General features: G+C 71.3%; 17 protein-coding genes and 1 riboswitch. Of the genes, 6 read left to right on the forward strand and 11 right to left on the reverse strand.

All coding sequences use genetic code 11. From position 1 onward, the window contains the following. Nucleotides 1-173: 173 nt before the first annotated feature. The 4 genes from OIE47_RS04905 to OIE47_RS04920 all read right to left on the reverse strand — a co-directional run bounded on the left by OIE47_RS04905 (nt 174) and on the right by OIE47_RS04920 (nt 3,918). The gene (locus tag OIE47_RS04905; protein WP_326560291.1) at nt 174-695 is read right to left on the reverse strand and encodes a CinA family protein; all 522 of its coding nucleotides are present in this window, start codon (nt 693-695) and stop codon (nt 174-176) included. Between the two features lie 82 nt (nt 696-777). Continuing rightward, complete coding sequence (gene pgsA, locus OIE47_RS04910; RefSeq protein ID WP_442792050.1) at nt 778-1,374, reverse strand: CDP-diacylglycerol--glycerol-3-phosphate 3-phosphatidyltransferase; 597 nt, start codon at nt 1,372-1,374, stop codon at nt 778-780. A 4-nt stretch (nt 1,375-1,378) separates the two neighbouring features. After that, nucleotides 1,379-2,899 (reverse strand): 30S ribosomal protein S12 methylthiotransferase RimO, encoded by a 1,521-nt coding sequence (gene rimO / locus OIE47_RS04915; protein ID WP_326560292.1) that lies wholly within the window; start codon nt 2,897-2,899, stop codon nt 1,379-1,381. Nucleotides 2,900-2,994: 95 nt separating this feature from the next. Then, complete coding sequence (locus OIE47_RS04920; RefSeq protein ID WP_326560293.1) at nt 2,995-3,918, reverse strand: ornithine cyclodeaminase family protein; 924 nt, start codon at nt 3,916-3,918, stop codon at nt 2,995-2,997. A gap of 98 nt (nt 3,919-4,016) precedes the next feature. Continuing rightward, nucleotides 4,017-4,085: riboswitch (guanidine-III (ykkC-III) riboswitch) on the forward strand. 7 nt (nt 4,086-4,092) lie between these two features. Between OIE47_RS04920 and OIE47_RS04925 the strand changes: the two genes are divergently transcribed. Next, nucleotides 4,093-4,365 carry a CBU_0592 family membrane protein gene (locus OIE47_RS04925; RefSeq protein ID WP_326560294.1) on the forward strand — a complete coding sequence of 91 codons (273 nt, stop codon included), beginning with the start codon at nt 4,093-4,095 and terminating at the stop codon, nt 4,363-4,365. Between the two features lie 92 nt (nt 4,366-4,457). Here the strand turns inward: OIE47_RS04925 and OIE47_RS04930 are convergent, their stop codons facing one another. Then, nucleotides 4,458-6,953 carry an FtsK/SpoIIIE family DNA translocase gene (locus OIE47_RS04930; protein WP_326560295.1) on the reverse strand — a complete coding sequence of 832 codons (2,496 nt, stop codon included), beginning with the start codon at nt 6,951-6,953 and terminating at the stop codon, nt 4,458-4,460. A 194-nt stretch (nt 6,954-7,147) separates the two neighbouring features. Between OIE47_RS04930 and OIE47_RS04935 the strand changes: the two genes are divergently transcribed. From OIE47_RS04935 to OIE47_RS04945, 3 genes are read left to right on the forward strand one after another with little or no spacing between them, the layout of a single operon-like run. Further along, on the forward strand, nt 7,148-7,618 hold the full coding sequence (locus tag OIE47_RS04935) for a YbjN domain-containing protein (protein ID WP_326560296.1): 471 nt from the start codon (nt 7,148-7,150) through the stop codon (nt 7,616-7,618). Between the two features lie 14 nt (nt 7,619-7,632). Next, entirely contained in the window at nt 7,633-9,489 is a 1,857-nt protein-coding gene (locus OIE47_RS04940) for an HSP90 family protein (RefSeq protein ID WP_326560297.1), read from the forward strand. A gap of 30 nt (nt 9,490-9,519) precedes the next feature. Continuing rightward, nucleotides 9,520-11,094, forward strand: a complete 1,575-nt coding sequence (locus tag OIE47_RS04945; RefSeq protein WP_326560298.1) for a YbjN domain-containing protein — start codon at nt 9,520-9,522, stop codon at nt 11,092-11,094. A 236-nt stretch (nt 11,095-11,330) separates the two neighbouring features. Here the strand turns inward: OIE47_RS04945 and OIE47_RS04950 are convergent, their stop codons facing one another. After that, nucleotides 11,331-11,711, reverse strand: a complete 381-nt coding sequence (locus tag OIE47_RS04950) for a DUF2784 domain-containing protein (RefSeq protein ID WP_326560299.1) — start codon at nt 11,709-11,711, stop codon at nt 11,331-11,333. A 135-nt stretch (nt 11,712-11,846) separates the two neighbouring features. On the opposite strand from OIE47_RS04950, the gene OIE47_RS04955 reads away from it, so the two are divergent. Next, nucleotides 11,847-12,041, forward strand: a complete 195-nt coding sequence (locus OIE47_RS04955; protein ID WP_326560300.1) for a hypothetical protein — start codon at nt 11,847-11,849, stop codon at nt 12,039-12,041. On the opposite strand, the gene OIE47_RS04960 is transcribed toward OIE47_RS04955, so the two are convergent. Further along, a complete protein-coding gene (locus OIE47_RS04960) occupies nt 11,996-13,381 on the reverse strand; it encodes an FAD-dependent oxidoreductase (protein WP_326560301.1) in 1,386 nt (461 codons plus the stop codon). The genes OIE47_RS04955 and OIE47_RS04960 overlap by 46 nt on opposite strands. 249 nt (nt 13,382-13,630) lie before the next feature. On the opposite strand from OIE47_RS04960, the gene OIE47_RS04965 reads away from it, so the two are divergent. Further along, complete coding sequence (locus tag OIE47_RS04965) at nt 13,631-13,984, forward strand: TraR/DksA family transcriptional regulator (protein WP_326560302.1); 354 nt, start codon at nt 13,631-13,633, stop codon at nt 13,982-13,984. A gap of 18 nt (nt 13,985-14,002) precedes the next feature. On the opposite strand, the gene OIE47_RS04970 is transcribed toward OIE47_RS04965, so the two are convergent. From OIE47_RS04970 to OIE47_RS04985, 4 genes are all read right to left on the reverse strand, one after another. Continuing rightward, nucleotides 14,003-14,830: a DUF72 domain-containing protein gene (locus tag OIE47_RS04970; protein WP_326560303.1), complete on the reverse strand. Its 828-nt coding sequence runs from the start codon at nt 14,828-14,830 to the stop codon at nt 14,003-14,005. Between the two features lie 106 nt (nt 14,831-14,936). Beyond that, entirely contained in the window at nt 14,937-15,224 is a 288-nt protein-coding gene (locus OIE47_RS04975; protein WP_326560304.1) for a DUF1905 domain-containing protein, read from the reverse strand. Between the two features lie 50 nt (nt 15,225-15,274). Then, a complete protein-coding gene (locus tag OIE47_RS04980; protein ID WP_326560305.1) occupies nt 15,275-15,613 on the reverse strand; it encodes an Imm51 family immunity protein in 339 nt (112 codons plus the stop codon). 80 nt (nt 15,614-15,693) lie between these two features. Continuing rightward, entirely contained in the window at nt 15,694-17,781 is a 2,088-nt protein-coding gene (locus OIE47_RS04985) for a transporter substrate-binding domain-containing protein (protein ID WP_326560306.1), read from the reverse strand. Between the last annotated feature and the right edge of the window lie 279 nt (nt 17,782-18,060).

Raw genomic sequence — 18,060 nt, forward strand, 5'->3', positions numbered from 1 at the left:
CCCTCACGTGGGACCGTAGCTCCGGCGGCAGTCAGCGCAACGCCGCGTGGAGCGACTCCGACCCCCAATCCCGACCGCTGCCGGGACCTTCCCGCAACCGTACCCGTTGCCGGCCCGCACGACATCCCACCCCGCCGGTCCGGATTCCGGCCGGCACCCGCCGGGCGCCCCGGTCAGCTCCGCACCGGGGGCGGCGGTACGCCGTGCAACCGGTCCACGAGCAGCCGCAACGCCTCGGTGACCGTGTGCGCCCTGATCTGGTCCCGGCCGCCCCCGAGGCGCAGCTCACGCACCTGCGTACCGCCAGGTCCGGCCACCGCGACGTAGACGAGCCCGACCGGACGGCCGTTCTGCGGCTCCGGACCGGCGACCCCGGTGGTTGCCAGGCACCAGTCGGCGCCGCAGCGTCGGCGACCGCCCTCGGCCAGCGCGACGGCCACGTCCGCGTCGACCGGACCCCGTGCGGCGAGCAGTTCGGCCGGTACGCCGGCCAGGGATTCCTTCAGGTCGGTGGCGTAGACCACCAGCCCGCCCCGGAACACGCTGCTCACCCCGGCGATGTCCACGATCGTGGCGGCCAGCAGCCCGCCGGTGAGCGACTCCACCACGGCCAGGGTCTCGCCCCGCTCGGCCAGCGGGTGCACCGCCGCAGCCGCCTCGGTCGCCGCGACCCGTGCCTCGACCCCGCCCGTCATCCCGCCCCCTCGCCATCCAACCGACCCACCCACCGACCAACCCGCGCCGGCCGGTCCCGGTGACGGAACCCTCGGGCGGCGGTCAGTTGGCCCGACGACGCAGGCGCAGGGCCCGTACCACGTAGTCGAGCCCGGTGATCATGGTCACCACCAGGGCCACACCCATGATCCATGGGCCGACGAAGGTGGCCGAATCCGGCACCGGCCAGAGGTACCAGACGATCGCGAGGATCTGCAGCGCGGTCTTGGCCTTGCCGCCCCGACTGGCCGCGATCACCCCGAACCGGATCACCCAGAACCGGATCAACGTGACGCCGAACTCACGGGCCAGGATCAGCAGGGTGACCCACCAGGGCAGCAGGTCGTACCAGGAGAGCAGGACCAGGGCGGCGCCGGTCAGCGCCTTGTCGGCGATCGGGTCGGCGACCTTGCCGACCGCGGTGACCAGCTTGAACCGCCGGGCGATCCAGCCGTCGAGCAGGTCGGTCGCGGACGCCACCGCGAAGGTCAGGCAGGCGGCGATCCGCCACGCCGGATGGGTCATCTCGGAGACGACCGCCAACGCCACGAACACCGGGACCAGGACGAGCCGCAGGGCGGTGAGCGCGTTGGCCGCGTTGACGACGGGCACCGGCTCGACCATGGCGGCCGGGGCGGTGGGCTCCGACGCCTCCGTCACGCCGTCACCTCGCGCCGCCGGGCGGGCTGGCCGCCGCGGAGACCAGTTCGACCGGTACGGCGATCAGGTCGACTCCCTCGGTTGCGGTGACGGTGGCCCGGACCAGGTCACCGGGGCGCAGCGCGGCCAGGTCGACCCCGCCCTCCACCGGTGCCACCAGGGTCGTGGAGCCGTCGACCTCGGGCGCCTGGTGCTCGGCGCGCCCCTCGATCTGCCCGCCGTCGACCGTGTCGACCAGGACCTCGACGGTCGAGCCGAGGCGTTCCTCGGCCCGCTGGGAGCAGAGTTCGTCGGCGAGCGCGCTCAGCCGGTCGTACCGTCGCTTGATCGTGGCCGACGCGACCTTGCCGGGCAGGCCGGCGGCCTCGGTGCCGTCCTCGTCGCTGTAGTCGAACATCCCGATCGCGTCGAGCCGGGCCTCGGAGAGGAAGCGGACCAGCTCGTCCACGTCGGCGCGGGTCTCGCCGGGGAAGCCGACGATGAAGTTGCTGCGCGCACCCGCCGCCGGGGCCAGGTCGCGGGCCGAGCCGAGCAGTTCGAGGAATCGGGCGGTGGACCCGAAACGGCGCATCCGGCGCAGGACGGGCTCGCTGGAGTGCTGGAACGACAGGTCGAAGTAGGCCGCGACCCCCGGGGTGGTGGCGATCGTCTCGACCAGGCCCGGCCGGGTCTCCGCCGGTTGCAGGTAGCTCGCCCGGACCCGGACGATCCCGGTCACGGCGGCGAGCTGCGGCAAAAGCTTCTCCAGCAGGCGCGGGTCGCCCAGGTCCTTGCCGTACGAGGTGGAGTTCTCGCTGACCAGCACCAGCTCGCGTACGCCCGTCCGGGCCAGCCATTCCGCCTCGGCCAGCAGCTCTTCCGGGGGGCGGGAGACGAAGGCGCCCCGGAACGCCGGGATGGCGCAGAACGCGCACCGCCGGTCGCAGCCGCTGGCGAGCTTGAGCGAGGCGACCGGGCCGGCGTCGAGCCGGTGGCGCAGCACCGGCCGCAGGTGCGCCGGGGTGTGCTCGTCGGTGACGAGGCCACCGCCGGCCGGACGGACGGAGGTCTGGGCGTGACCGGGGAGCACGACCCCGCTGCCGTGCCGGTCGACCGGGGTCAGCGGGAGCAGTTCCCGGCGGTCCCTGGGGGTGTGCGCGACGACCTGCTCACCGGCGAGGACGGCGTTGAGCCGGGCCGAGATGTCGGGGTAGTCGTCGAAGCTCAGTACGGCGCCGGCCTCGGGCAGGCTGTCGGCGAGTTCACGGCCGTAGCGCTCGGCCATGCACCCGGCGGCGACCACCTTGGCTCCGGTGTCGGCGGCGGCGAGCAGGGTCTCGATCGAGTCCTGCTTGGCCTTCTCGACGAAGCCGCACGTGTTGACCAGCACCACGTCGGCACCCTCGCCGTCCGTGGTCACCTGCCATCCGTCGGCGTCGAGGCGGGCCGCCAGCTCCTCCGAGTCGACCTCGTTGCGGGCACAGCCCAGGGTCAGCAGTGCGACCCGGCGGCCGGTGGTCGAGGAAGACGAAGTAGCAGACACCATCCGAGGGTACCGGGCCGCTCCGGAAGCCCGGCGAGCGCTAGGGGTGCCTGCCGGGTGCGCAACCCCCCGGCCGCGCCGCTCCCCTCACCGCAGGGCTAGGCGGGCAGCGCCTCGACCCGGGCCAGCCGGTCGAGCAGGAAGACCTCCGCGCCGGCCAGCCCGACCGAGCAGAACAGGGTGACCTGGTCGGCGTCCGTCCGGCCCGGCTGTTCGCCGGTGAGCAGCGCGCCGAGGTGGCGCAGCCGGTCGGCGTACGGGGCGACGGCGGCGAGCATCGGCGGGCGGTAGTCCATCGCCTGGGCCAGCGAGTCGGTGACCAGCACCTCCGCCCGGTCGAGCAGGTCCGTACCGAACTCGGCCCGGCCCTGCTGCTTGAAGCCGACCACGTTGACGTGGGTACCGGGCGCGAGATCCGCCGGGTCGATCACCGGTACGGGGCTGTCGGTGGCGAGGACGACCAGGTCACGGTCGCGTACCGCCTCACTGGCGCTGGTCACCGCCCGTGCGGGTACGCCCAGCTCGGCCCGTACCCGGGCGGCGAAGGCGTCCCGGACGGCCGGCGTACGGCAGTGGACGGTGACCTCGCGCAGCGGGCGTACCGCCGCGGTGGCCCAGACGTGCGCCCACGCCTGCCGTCCGGCACCGAGCACGCCGACCGTGGCGGCGTCGGGGCGGGCCAGGGTGTCGACCGCCACCGCCCCGAGGGCGCCGCTGCCGCGCGAACCGATCTCCTCGCCGACCGCTATCGCCCGGATCCGTCCCGAGCCGGCGTCGTGCAGGACGACGAGTTGCTCGGCGTCGGGGTGGCCGAAGGTGTCGTAGGAACGGAACCCGTACCACTCCTCGGTGAGCTGCCCGGCGGCCGTGACCAGGCGACCTCCGTGCAGGGCGGCGGACGCCCGGGGCGGCGCGACCAACCGCCCGGAGTACGCGGCCAGCAGCGCGGCGCGCATCGCGGCGACGGCGGTGGTGCCGTCGAGCCGTTGCGCCACCTCGTCGTCGGTGAGAAGCAGGGTCATACGAAGATCCTGATAGTTGAACCGGACTTGAGGTCAAGTCGGACGGGTGAGGTTTACCACACAGCGGGTCGCCACCGGGGCGATGGCTAGACTGGCGGAAGGTGGACGCTTTCGCGTACGCCCCGGACGAGCGCGTGCCGTACCCGGCCAGGCAAAGACGGCGCGCAGACGGTGATGAACACACACGACCTGATCGAGGTCCTCGGCGCTCTGCTGATCCTGGCCGCCTTCGCCGCCAACCAGCTCCGCCGGATGGACCCGCACTCCATCCGCTACCTCGTCCTCAACGTCCTGGGCGCCGGCATCCTGGCGGTGATCGCCGCGACCGAACGCTCCTGGGGCTTCCTCCTCCTGGAGGGCACCTGGACCATCGTCTCGGTGATCTCCCTCACCCAAGCCCTCCTCCACCACCGCCGCCCAGCCCCCTCCTCCCCACCCGAATCCTGACCCCCTCTTGTAGAGAAAGAGGGGCTATCCGACCCGCGATAGCCCCTCTTTCTCTACAAGTGCGCCCTGCGGGACGAGGGCGTGGGGCTGCGTCAGGCGTCGGGGTCGCCCTGGAGGCTGGAGAGGACGTCGTCTAGTTCGTCGGGCTTGATGAGGACGTCGCGGGCCTTGGAGCCCTCGGAGGGGCCGACGACGCCACGGGTCTCCATCAGGTCCATCAGGCGGCCGGCCTTGGCGAAACCGACCCGCAGCTTGCGCTGGAGCATCGAGGTGGACCCGAACTGCGAGGTGACCACCAGCTCGATCGCCTGCACGAGTACGTCCAGGTCGTCGCCGATGTCCTCGTCGACCTTCTTCTTCGTGTCCTTCGCCGGGGCGAGTACGTCGGAGCGGAACTCCGGCTCCCGCTGGTCCTTGCAGAACTTCACGATGTCGCTGATCTCGGACTCGTTGACCCAGGCGCCCTGGATGCGTACCGGCTTCGAGGCGCCCATCGGCAGGAACAGCCCGTCACCGCGACCGATCAGCTTCTCGGCGCCGGGCTGGTCCAGGATGACCCGCGAGTCGGCCAGCGAGGACGTGGCGAACGCCAGCCGGGACGGCACGTTCGCCTTGATCAGACCGGTCACCACGTCGACCGAGGGCCGCTGGGTGGCGAGCACCAGGTGGATGCCGGCGGCGCGGGCGAGCTGGGTGATCCGGACGACCGAGTCCTCCACGTCGCGCGGGGCGACCATCATCAGGTCCGCCAGCTCGTCCACGATCACCAGCAGGTACGGGTACGGCCGGATCTCCCGCTCGCTGCCCGGTGGCGGCTTGATCTGTCCGGCCCGGACCTTGCGGTTGTAGTCGTCGATGTGGCGTACCCCGGCGGCGGCGAGGTCGTCGTAGCGCATGTCCATCTCGCGGACCACCCAGTCCAGCGAGTCGGCCGCCTTCTTCGGGTTGGTCACGATCGGGGTGACCAGGTGCGGGATCCCCTCGTAGCTGGTCATCTCGACCCGCTTCGGGTCGATCAGGAGCAGCCGCACCTCGTCCGGGGTGGCCCGGCTCAGGATCGACACCAGCAACGAGTTCAGGCAGGACGACTTGCCCGCACCGGTCGCGCCGGCGATCAGGATGTGCGGCATCTTGGCCAGGTTGGCGACCACGTACCCGCCCTCGATGTCCTTGCCGAGGGCCACCAGCATCGGATGGTGGTCGCTGCCGGCGGCGCGGGACCGGAGCACGTCACCGAGGGCCACGTCCTCCCGGTCGGTGTTCGGGATCTCCACCCCGACCGCGCTCTTGCCGGGGATCGGGCTGAGGATCCGTACGTCCGGGGACTTGACCGCGTACGCGATGTTCCGGGAGAGCTGGGTGATCCGCTCCACCTTCACCCCGTGGCCGAGTTCCACCTCGTAGCGGGTCACGGTCGGTCCCCGGGTGAACCCGGTCACCGCGGCGTCCACGTCGAACTGGTCGAAGACACCGGTGAGCGCGGCGATCACCTCGTCGTTGGCCTTGCTCCGGGTCTTCGGCGCCGTGCCGGTACGCAGCAGGTTCGCCGGTGGCAGGACGTAGTTACCGCCGAGGCCGGTGATGGCGAGCTGTTCGGCGCGGGTCGGCGCGGGCGAGTGCTCGGGCGGCTCGGCGACCTTCCGGGCGGCGGGCACCTTCGCGGGCGGTTTGCGGGGCACCGGGACCGGCTCGTCGGGGAACTCGTCGGCTCCGTACCCGTCGGTCTCGGTGGCGGACCCGACCCGGCTGCCGGTCCGGCGCCGGGACGGCCGGCGGCGGGTCGGGGTCTCCTCTTCCTCGTCGTCGGACTCGTCGGTCTCGTCGTCGGTGAGCGTGCCGCCGCCTCGACCGGTGACCGCCTCGGCGAACAGCCCGAGCCGCTCGGGAACCTTGTTGATCGGCGTCGCGGTGACCACGAGCAGGCCGAAGAGGACCAGCAGCACCAGCAGCGGTACGGCCACCCACGGGGTGACCGCGTTCTCCAGCGTCTGACCGATCCCGGCCCCGACCAGCCCACCGGCGTAGTCCCGTTCCAGGTTGTTGGCCGGGTGGTGGCCGATGTGCAGCAGCCCGCCGGTGCCCAGGATGAGCGCCGACCACCCGACCAGTCCACGGCCCCGGTGCTCCGCCTCGCTCGGTGTCCGCATCAGCCGGATCGCGCCGATCAGCAGCAGCAGCGGCAGGACCACGGAGATCGCGCCGAGGAAGAGTCGTACGGTGTCGGCCAACCGGGCGCCGAGCGGCCCGGCGGAGGAGAACCAGACCGCGACCGCGGTCAGGATGGACAGGCCGAGCACGAGCAGCCCGGCGCCGTCGCGGCGGTGTTCCGGGTCCAGCTCGCGGGCGGTGGCCGCCTGGCGGCCGGCGGCGCGGAACGCCCACCCGACACCGTGCGCCAGTCCCATCCACATCGTGTTGACCGCGCGACCGACGTAGACCGCCGGCGGGGTGCGAACCGGTCGCCGGGTGGTCGCTCGGGCGCGGGCAGCCTGCTGGGCACGCGTGCCCTGTCGGGTACGGGAAGGTGCGGCGCCGCGCGTCGACGACCCGCTTCGGCGCCGGTTCGCCTGAGGGGTACGGCCCGCCATAAGGTCACACGTTAGCCCTGCCGTCACGGATATCCGCGCTTTTACCGGTCGTGTCCGCCCCCGGTCCGGCACAACGTCACAGTCGGTACGGTCGAACGAGGTGGACGGTCCGGCCGAACTATGCCGGGTCGCGTGATCCGCCTAACATCACGGGCAGACCAACCAACCCATCTCGCCGCAACGGGGGACGTCGCATGTCATCGCCGGGTTTCCCGCACTCTTCCGAGGAGCCGGCCGAGGCCGGGCAGTTGCAGACGCTGCAACCGCTGACCAATGACCTCATCGCGGCGGTGCTCGGTGCCCGGGGCTTCTCCTTCTACACCGACGGCGACGGTGACCTGGTCGGCAGGTGGGACGACAACCTGATCTACTTCTTCCGGCTCGGTCCGGAGGGTGAGCTGCTCCAGGTACGCACGATGGCCGCGACCACGTTCCCGATCGACCGGGTGCCCGAGCTGTACGCGTTCTGCAACTCCTGGAACCACGACCGGCTGTGGCCCAAGGCGTTCGTACACGTCAACGACGACGGCAGTGCCCGGGTCTGCGGCGAGGTGACGGCCGACCTGGCCCAGGGCGTGACCCTGCACCAGCTCGACCAGCTGATCAACTGTGGCATCTCGACCGGTTGCCAGCTCGCCGAGTCCGCCGCCGAACTGCGGCCCTGAGCGCGGGATCCACGATGGAGCAGCGGTTCCGGGTCGACCTGCGCGGCATAGTCGACCTCCTCAGCCAACATCTCTACAGCAGCCCCCGGGTCTACGCCCGCGAGCTGTTGCAGAACGCCGCCGACGCGATCACCGCCCGGCGGGCACTGGCCCCCGGCGCCGACCCGGCGCCCGAGCCGGGGCGGGTCGTGTTCGAGATCGACCCGGACGGCACGCTCCGGGTGCACGACAACGGCGTCGGGCTGACCGAGCCCGAGGTGCACACCTTCCTGGCCAGCGTCGGGCGTACCTCGAAACGCGACGAGTTGGGTTTCGCCCGGCAGGACTTCCTCGGCCAGTTCGGCATCGGCCTGCTCTCCTGCTTCATGGTCGCCGACACCATCGAGGTGGCGTCCCGGTCGGTGACCGGCACCCCGGCGGTGCGGTGGACCGGGCACGCCGACGGGCGGTACACGGTCGTGGTCGACGACGCGGCCCGGCCGGGGATCGGCACCACCGTGACCCTGCGCCCCCGCCCCGGCGGGACGCACTGGTTCGCCCCGGACCAGGTCGCGGACCTGGTCCGGGCGTACGGGCACCTGCTCGACGTGGAGGTGGTCCGGCACGCCCCGGACACGGACGAACTGCGGCTGACCGAGCCGCAGGCGCCGTGGGAGGTCGACCACGAAGACCCGGACGTACGCCGTGAGGCACTGCTCGACTACGGGGCACAACTGCTCGGCAGCCGCCCGATGGACGTGATCGACCTGCGGATGCCGGAGGCCGGTCTGGTCGGGGTCGGTTTTGTGCTGCCGACCGCGAACACGGTCCAGACCGGCGGGCACCGGGTCTACCTGAAGCGGATGCTGCTCACCGAGAACGCGGTCGGGCTGGTCCCGGAGTGGGCGTTCTTCGTCCGGTGCGTGGTCGACACGTCGGTGCTGCGCCCCACCGCCAGCCGGGAGGGTCTCTACGACGACGACCTGCTGTCCCAGGTGCAGGAGTCGCTCGGCGGGCAGATCCGGGACTGGCTGCTGGACCTGTCGGTGCACCACCCGGACCGGCTCGCCGCCTTCCTCCGGGTGCACCACCTCGGGGTGAAGGCGCTCGCCGTACGCGACGACGAGATGCTGCGCCTGGTCGACGCCGGGCTGCCGTTCGAGACGAGCCGGGGCACGATGACCCTGCGGGCCTTCCGGCGGGGCGCCACCGTGCTGCGGTACGCCGAGACGGTGGACGAGTTCCGTGCCCTCGCCGCGATCGCCAGTGCCGCCGGCACTCCCCTGGTCAACGCCGGTTACGCGTACGACACCGAGATCCTGGAGCGGCTGCACCGGATCGACCGGTCGGTGACCGTACGGCGGTTGGATCCGGGTGAGCTGGCGGCCCGGTTGGAGCCGCTGCCGGCCGAGCAGGAGGCGGAACTGGCGACGTTCCTGGGTGTCGCCCGGGGCGTACTGGCCGAGTTCGGTTGTGTGCCGCTGATCCGCCAGTTCGACCCGGTCACCGTACCGGCGCTCTACGTGGTCAGCCGGCGGGCGCACCAGCAGGAGTCGGTCCACCGCAACCTGGCCCAGGCCGACGAGCTCTGGTCCGATGTGCTCTCCGCCTTCGCCGAGGTGGAGATCGAGCACCGCCCGGAGCTGGTGTTCAACTGGCGGCACCCGCTGATCCGGCGGATCTCCGCTGGCCCGCCGGGCGCCACCCTCCGCCACGGCATCGAGGCCCTGTACGGGCAGGCGCTGCTCGCCGGCCACCACCCCCTGCGCGCGGTCGACACCGCCGCCCTGAACCGGTCGTTTCTCGCGCTGCTCGACCGCGCCTTCTCCGGCCCGCCGGCCGGTACGGGCGCGGCTCCGGCAGCGGACCCGCCCCCCGAGGAGATCCCATGAACACCCCTTCTCGTGCCGCTAGGACGCCGCGTGAGTGAGCAGGAAGAGCTGGTCGAGGCGCTGGAGGATGCGCGGGATCTGCCGGACGGCGACGGCAAGATCGCCGAGCTGGAACGGATCGTCGCGCACGCCGACGCGGCCGGGAACGTACGGCTCGGCTTCGACGCCCGGTTCGCCGTGATCGACGCGTACAACAACCACACCGAACGGTGGCGGATGCTCCCGCCGTTCAGTTGGTGCCTGGCCGCCTTCGACCGGGACCCGTCGCTCTTCGACGACTGGGACGCGGAGATGCTCCGCTGGTACCACAAGTGGGCGATCGCGGCCCTGCGCAGCACGCCCAGGGTGGGGTTGGTGCAGACCCAGGCGGCCCTGGACGACCTGGAACGCCGGTTCAAGGCGGGCGGGCGCAGCCTCCAGGCGGTCTACAACCTGCGCTGCCGGGTCGCCGACCACCTCGGTGACGAGGCGGGGGCACGGGAGTGGCTGGCCAAGTGGCGTGCCGCCCGGCGGGACGAGAACAGCGACTGCGCGGGGTGCGACCCGTCCCGCCAGGCCGAACTGCTGGCCGGGTGGGGCGAGTGGGAAGCCGCGGTCGACACTGTCGAGCCGGTCCTCTCCGGTGCCCTCGGTTGCGCCGAACAGCCGGAGAAGGCCCTGGTCACGGTGCTGATCGCGTACCTGCGGCTGGGGCGGTACGACGAGGCGGCCCAGGCGCACGTGCGGGCGTACCGCCGGCACCGGCACGAGCGGGACGCGTTCCCGTTCCTCGCCGAGCACCTGCGGTTCTGCGCGCTGACCGGTCAGCACGAACGCGGGCTGGAGATCCTCGGCACCCACCTCGGCTGGCTGGACCGGCCGTACGACGAGTCCTCGGCGATGGAGTTCTCCGCCGCCGGGGCGCTGGTCTGCCGGCTGGCCTCGGAAGCCGGCGTCGACCGCAAGATCCAACGCCCGGAGTACGGCGAGCGCGCCGCCGCCGAACTGTCCCTCACGGCGCTCGGTGCCGACCTGGTGGCCACCGCGCAGGATCTCGCCGGCCGGTTCGACGCCCGCAACGGCTCCAGCCACCAGTCCGGGCGGATGGCCGCCTGGCTGGCCGAGCGGCCGGTCGACGTACCGGTGGTGCTGCCGCCGGACGAGCCGCCGGGCGACTGGGCGATGCCGTCCGCGCTGCCCCCGGAGGGGCGGCAGGACGTGGTGGCGCCGCTGCGAATCGAGGGCATCGTCGCGGTGTTGCAGGAGCGCGGCGACCACTACCGGGTGGACGAGGACGGCACGGTCGGTGGGCGTTGGGGCACCGCCGTGATCCAGTTCCAGCAGATCGGCGAGCGGCAGGAGATCCTGCACGCGCGGGTGATCGCCGACCGGCGGCTGGACGCGGACCGGCTGGCCGAGGCGTACGAGTTCTGCAACTCGTGGAACCACGACCAGTTGCTGCCGAAGGCGTACGTGCACGACACCGGCGAGGGTGAGCTGATCATCGCCGGTGACGTCACCACCGACCTGGAACACGGCGTGAGCGGGCCGCAGTTGGCCGCCCTGATCAACGCCACCGTGGCGACCGGTGCGGCCTTCGCCGACGCGGTGACCGACCTGCCCTGACGCTTCCGGCTCGACGAAACGGCAGTCCCCGCGCGGGGGCTGCCGTTTCGTTTTCCGTCGTGGTGCGAGCCGTCCTCCCCGTTCCGTCCTCCCCCCGTTGACCGGCTGATTCAAGGCGCTCGCAAGGTTCCGTGCCAGGTCCGCACGCCATGGTTGGGCAACTGTTTCAGCGCTCCGGGGGGGAGAGTGGCATGGCAGGACCCTCATCGCGGCATCCGGCCACGACGGTCGGATCTCTAGGCGCGCAGCGAGGGTCGCTGGACGCGTCGGCCGCGGAGGAAGAACCCGGTCCAGGAGGCGAACACCGTAAGGGCGAGCAGGACCTGGGCCAGGGCGGTGAGACGTTCGGGGAAGAGCACGCCCTCGACGTACCGATCGATGAAGCCCTGGGTGGTCGCGGCGCCGACCTCGCCCGCCTGACGTCTCGACCAGTGCTCGGCGTAGGTCAGCGGGCAGACCAGCTTGCCCACGACGACCGTCACCCCCCAGACCGCGGCGGCCAGGTGCGGCCAGATCGTCCAGCGCCAGTGCCAGGCCACGAACCCGCCGAGCAGCAGGTAGGCCAGAAAGCCGAAATGCACCACCAGGATCACCGTGGTCAACAACCGATACCCCATGTACGCCTCCGCAGGCCAGGCTACGCAGCCACGCCCGCCGAATCCTGGGTACGCGCACTCAGGAGCACATTTCCGGCGCGGCCGGATCGATCCATCGAGTTTCCCGGCAACACACCTACAGAGGAGAGACCGACAATGTTCGGCAGCACAGCACCCCGAACGATCCTGCGGACGCTGGCCGCGACGGTGGTCGCGTTCGCGGCGGTGACCGTCGCCCCGGCCCCGGCGCAGGCCGAGCCGTACTGGTGCAAGGACGCGTACTACAACAACGAAGAGCCGTCCGGCTACGGCGAGATCTGCCCCAAGGACCCTCCGGTGATCCTTCCGTGACGGGTCGATGGTTGGCTCCGCAGCGCGCCGCGTAGCACCCGCAGCACGATGCCCGGAGCCAGCAGGCTGGTCGGCGGGTCGATCAGGTTCAGGACCCGGAGGAACGCGGCACCGAGTACGGGGTCGGTGGTGGCCGCCCGGTGCAGCCGGTGGACGTACGCGTTGACGAACCGCACCTTCGCCGTACGCGGGCCGACCACCTCCGGGAACCGCAGGTCGGTGCCGACCGCGATCGACCAGGGCGCGTCGATCAGCCGGGCGGCGCCCCGGAAGAACCGCCGGGCCAGGTCGTCCGTCCCACCGGTGAGCAGTTGGCGCAGCAGCAGCGCCTCCAGGCTCGCCACGGTCATGCCCTGGCCGTAGATCGGGTTGAAGCTGCACACGGCGTCGGCGACCACCAGGTAGCCGTCGGGGAACCGGCGCAGGTGCTCGTACCGTCTGCGGATGCTCGCCGGGAAACGCATCTTGACCGGTTCGCCCGTCGGGGCGGCGGCCCGGAGCACCTCGGCGAACTCCGGTGCGACGAGCTGCCCGGCGTACGCGGCCAGACCCTCGTCGTCGGTGGGCGGCTCCTCGCCGAGCATGCCGGCGAAGGCGACCGCGAACTGGTTGTCCTCCCGGACGGCGATGATCGCCGACCGTGGCTTGCCCGGTACGGCGTTCGTCAGCACCCCCAGCAGCCCGTCGATGTGGTGCGGTTCCCGCCGGTAGGTGCGCGTCACATAGGTGACGTCGACGCGTACCTGGTCTTCGGCCGGGGGCGGGTAGCCGAGCCCCGCCAACCAGACCGGCGTACGGGAGGCGCGTCCGCCGGCGTCCACCACCAGGTCGGCGTCGATCGTGTACGCCTCGTCCTCCCCGGCCCCGTGCGGCAGCACCCGTACGCCGGTGATCCGGCTGTGGTCCGGGGTGGCGGTGATGCCCAGCACCTCGGTCGTGGCGAGGAACTCGACGCCCGGCAGTGCCGCCACCCGTGCCCGTACGGCATGTTCCAGCAGTGGCCGTCCGATGCCGACCGCGTGCAGGGAGGACGGTTTGCGGCGCATCAGGTAACCGTCGTTGTACCAGTTCACCTGCCCGTGCAGGTCGACCAGCGGGGCGCTGCGCGAGTGCAGTTCCTCGGTCAGGCCGGGGAACAGCTCGTCGAACGCCTCCCGACCACGGGCCAGCAGGACGTGCAACTGCCTGCCCTGCGGCACCCCGCGCCGGTTCGCCGGCTGGACCGGCAACCGGTCCCGGTCGATGACCACGACCCTGGCGTACGTCTCACTGAGCGCGCGGGCCGCGAGCAGCCCGCCCATGCTCCCGCCGACCACCACGGCGCTGCCGGTGGATGCCATGCGCAGCACTCTATGTGCCGAACCGGTCGCGTTCCGTCTTCGACGTTGCGCACTCGGCCGGGGGTGACCCTCCGTGGGTCAATAGAAGCCATGCCCTCCACCGTCAGGGTGTCGAGGCGCTGCTCACGGGTTCCCTCGGGACCGGGTGGGCGGCGCTCGTGGCGGTACTCGCCGGAAGTGCGATCGGCATCACGGTGCACGCGGCGGTCACCCATCTGCCACGCCGTACGCTCAACTGATGGAAGCGCCATGAGCAGGGAAAACGCACCGATCCGTGCGGCACTGCTGCGACTACGTCAGCAGGCCGAGGCCCAGGCCACAGCGCTGGACGGCGACCTGCGGAGCCTGTTCGAGGCGTCCCGGTCGTCCAACGCCGATGACGAGCACGACCCCGAGGGCTCCACCATCGCGTTCGAACGGGCCCAGCTCACCGCCGTAATGGACGCGGCGCGCCGGCAGATCGCCGAACTCGACGTCGCGTTACAACGGCTCGACGCCGGCACGTACGGGGTGTGCGAGGGATGCGGGCGTCCGATTCCCGCCGAGCGGCTTGCCGTACGCCCCTCGGCCCGTACCTGTGTCGCCTGCGCCGACCGGAGGTGACGGTGCCCTCGGGCGCGGTCAGAAGAGAGTCAGCGGCTCGGCCGGGATCGGCTCGGGAAGCGCCGCCAGTTCGGGTACCCGCGCCCGTACCTCGTCGTGGAAGCGACGGGCGAGCAGGGGCGCGTCGGCGTTGTCCGGGGTGTGGATGAACATGGTCGGCGAGCGCCCCTCGCGCAGCCAACCGGCGACGATCCCGACCCAGGGCTGCCACCCCTCGACCGTCCGCACCTCGGCGTCCCGGCCCAGGTAACGGACGATCGGCCGGTCGGTCAGCGCGTGGGTACGCAGCGGCAACCGCGGTTTCTTCGTCCACGCGTCCCGTTCCGCGTCGCTGGTCGGCGGACTCCGGAAGAAGGCGGTGGTGTCGAACGGGATCCATTCCGTGGCCGTCTCGGCAAGCACCCCTTCGAGCAGCCGCGCCGAACGGGGGTCGTCGAAGAACGCGGGGTGGCGGACCTCTACGGCGTACCGGTGGGTCTCGGGAAGCCGGCGCAGGAAGCTCGCGAGGGTGGGGACCTCGGTGGGACCGAACGATCCCGGCAACTGGATCCACAGCGCATGGGTACGCGGACCGAGTGGCTCGATCGCGTCCAGGAAGATCCGGAGCGGTTCGTCGACGTCGGTCAGGCGCCGTTCGTGCGTGATGGGTTTCGGCAGCTTGAGTACGAACCGGAAGTCGGGATCGGTCTGCTGCGCCCAGGTGACCACGGTGTCCCTGGCCGGAGTCGCGTAGAAGGTGGTGTTCCCCTCGACCGCGTTGCACCAGCTCGCGTAGTGCCGCAGGCGCTCGTGGGACGGAAGTGGATGCGGCAGGACGCGCCCCTGCCATGACTTGAGACTCCACATCGCGCATCCCACGTGCAGGTGCAAGACCCCGACCCCTTCCCTGGACCCACCGAACCGCTCGGACCCTATCGGGCGTTGACGGATTCGTACCCCGACGGGACCCGGCTCAGACGTCAACGGCGAGGCGTACGGTCACCACGTCGCCCAACTCGATCGCTTCGGCCTTGCGTACCCACGCCTTGATCGGCACGAGGTAACGCCCGTCCTTCGGGAACAGCGACGTCCGCCAGCCGGTCGCGCCGATCCGAGCCGAGACCGGGATCATGCCCCAGCCGTACGTCACCAGCGCCGAGGCCGCTTCCAGCGCACCGCACTCCTGCTCCGGCACGGTGACGAAGTGCCACGGCGACGGGCCCTTCCAGAACCACAGCTCGCCTCTGAACTCCAGGTCCACGAGATGAGGATAGGAGCCGGACGGTTACGGGAGTGGCCCCGAAACCCTGGTCAGTCGTCGAACTCGAATCCGTTCGCCTCGGCGTCGGCGACCAACTGCCGCATGCGCTCGGGATCCGTCGCCACGGCGGTCATCCGGATCGCCAACTCCTCCAGCGCGGCCCGGTCCGTACCGTAGGCGACGAACATGCTGCCCTCCGGGTCGTACGCGAAACGCCCGCCGAGCGCCGGTGCCTCGTTGCTGACCAGCAGTTGGGCCACGCCTTCCCAGAAGTACCCGTTGGGTTCGTGACCCAGCTCCGCGATCAGGTCGTCCACGTCGGTGGAGCCGGCGTCCAGCGACAGGGAGAACTTGCCCGGGGTCAGCTCGTGCAGCCGGATCGAATCCATCGGTGGAGCTTGCCAGCCACCGACATCCGGCGGCAACCGGAGCCGGGACCGGTCCTCGTACACGACGGGCGGGTGTCGGGTCAGCGGAGCACCGGGCGGCAGCCGGGGTCGGAGGTCAGAGCCGGCCGTTGGTCGCGGGCGAGCCGGTCCAGCAGGGACTGGTCCAGGAACACGGTGAGCAGGGTGAGGTCGTACCGTTCCCGTTCGACCCGGAGGCAGGTGAGCTGCGACCGGATCTGGTCGTTGCTGAGCATCTCGATGCCACCCCGCTTCGGCAGGACCATCGTGTACCGCTCGTCGACCCCCAGGATGTGCCCGCCGACCAGACGCTCCTGCGCGTCCTGGCCGGGCTGGGCGACGGCGACCACGCTCAGCGGCAGGATCGGTGTGGTGACGATGCCGTGCAGACCGATCACTGCCAGCGCGAGTGCGAGCAGAGCCGCACCCCGGGCGAACAGGGGCACGGCCGTACGCTGGATCGGCCGTCCGACACCGAACGCGAGCAGCAGCAGCGGGGCGGCGAGGACCACGATCGGGAACGCCTCGCCGAGCAGCAGGGCGGAGATGAGCGTGGGGGCGAGCAGGATCAGCGCCACCACCGCCGCGCCGGACACGAGCACCCGGTGCCGGGCCGGCCGGTCCTCGCGGGTCGGACCCAACGCGACGCTGTGCAGGGCGAGCGCGCACCAGGCCAGGTACATCACCGGCCAACTGATGGCGGCGAGCGCGAAACTGATCCACCGTACGTAGTTCGGGATGCGCCGGGTCCACCGGGCGAAGGCGTACCGGGCGGCGAGGGCCTCCTCGTCGGCCGGGCTGTCGGCGCTGCGCAGGATCAGGCTGCCCACCGCCAGGATCAGCACCGGCACCATGGCGAGTTGCCAGAGCGCGGCGAAGACCATCGTGGTGAAGAAGCTGACCGGGTTGATGTTCTGCAACATCAGCAGGGTGAGCTGCATGTTGCCGCCGCTCTGGATCCACACGTGCAGCGCGGAGACCGTCACGGGGATACCGACGATCAGCGGCCACGGGCCCTGCCAGTCGAAGCCGCGCGTCGGCGTACCACCCGGCCGGTTGTCCGTGGGCGGGTCGCTCGGCGTCGGCCGGGTTGCCCGGTCGCGCGGCACCAGCCGGAGCACGGTTCGGCGTTGCCGGGGAACCGCCCGGCGTTGCCGGGGCAGCCGGGACCGGCGGCGGGTGCTCTGCCGGGCCGGGGGTACCGAGGCGTGCCGGGGCACTCGGTGCGGCGATCGGCTCCCGGCCAGCGCCTGCGGGTCGAGGTCGTCGTAGAGGTTGACGCTGGACATGACGGAGGGCTGGGTCGCCACCAGGCCGGCGCGGCCCAGCGTCCGGTCGTACGCGACCTGCCAGGGGCTGTTCTGCCGTTTCAGGTAGCTGCTCTGTAGGAAGTGCTCGATCAGCGCCTGGAGATGGATGTCCCCGAGAGGGAGGCCGATGCCGAGCAGTTCGGTGGTGTCCAGCGGCAGGTCGACCAGGCTGAGTTTGTCCTCCGACCCGTACCGGACGCTGGCGAGCAGGACGCTGGAGGCGACGAAGGCGTCGAACTGACCGTTCGTCAACCCGTCGACACAGCTCTGCGTGGTGCCGCGGGTCGCAACGGGTATGTCGAGGCGTTGCAGTTGCGACTCGCTGGTCGAGCCGCCGGTCACGCAGACCCGCCGTCCCCGCAGGTCCCCGAGTTCGCGTACGTCGTCCGCGAGGGCACTGGGCACCAACGCCTCCTGGGTGGCGACCAGGTAGGGGGCGGCGAACCGTACCGCCTTCTGGCGCTCCTCGGTGATCGCGAACTCCGCCACGACCAGGTCGACCTTGCCCGTAGCCAGGGCGATGGCCCGCTCCTCGGGAGTCACCGGCGAGAACACGATCTGGTCGTCCGCGAAACCGAGCGAGTGCGCCAGATATCTGGCGATCTCAACGTCGAATCCGGTCAGTTCCCCCGTCGATTCCCGGTAGCCCAACAGTGGCCGGTCGACATAGACCCCGATGGTGATCTGTGCCTTACCGCTGAGAGTGGACGCTTCGAGGTAGCCGCTCACGGTCGGACCCCCGCCTCCGGGTGATCCGGCCTCACGCAGCCCGTAGAAGACGGTGAATCCGAGCAGGAGCAGCGCCAGTAGAGCGCCGATCGTGGCGCGGCTGAATGTCACCGATCGCCGCAGGGTAGTCACCATCATCGGCACAGTGTGTCACCGACCACAACCGGAAGGTCTACGGCTCGACGGGTGAGGCCCGCCGGTTCCAACGACCGGCAGCCGGGTCCCATCCGGTACGGGGGATTGCCCGTACATACCCGAACGCGTGCACCAAGCGGGTGCCGCGCCCTCGTCCAGTGATGTCGGACGAACGATCATCCACGGCCGGTTACACATCGGCGCGAATCACTGACCGCGCGACCGGGACGGGTCCCCCGCCCCCGAACACATACT

The organism is Micromonospora sp. NBC_01796, from assembly GCF_035917455.1.
Lineage (GTDB): Bacteria > Actinomycetota > Actinomycetes > Mycobacteriales > Micromonosporaceae > Micromonospora_G.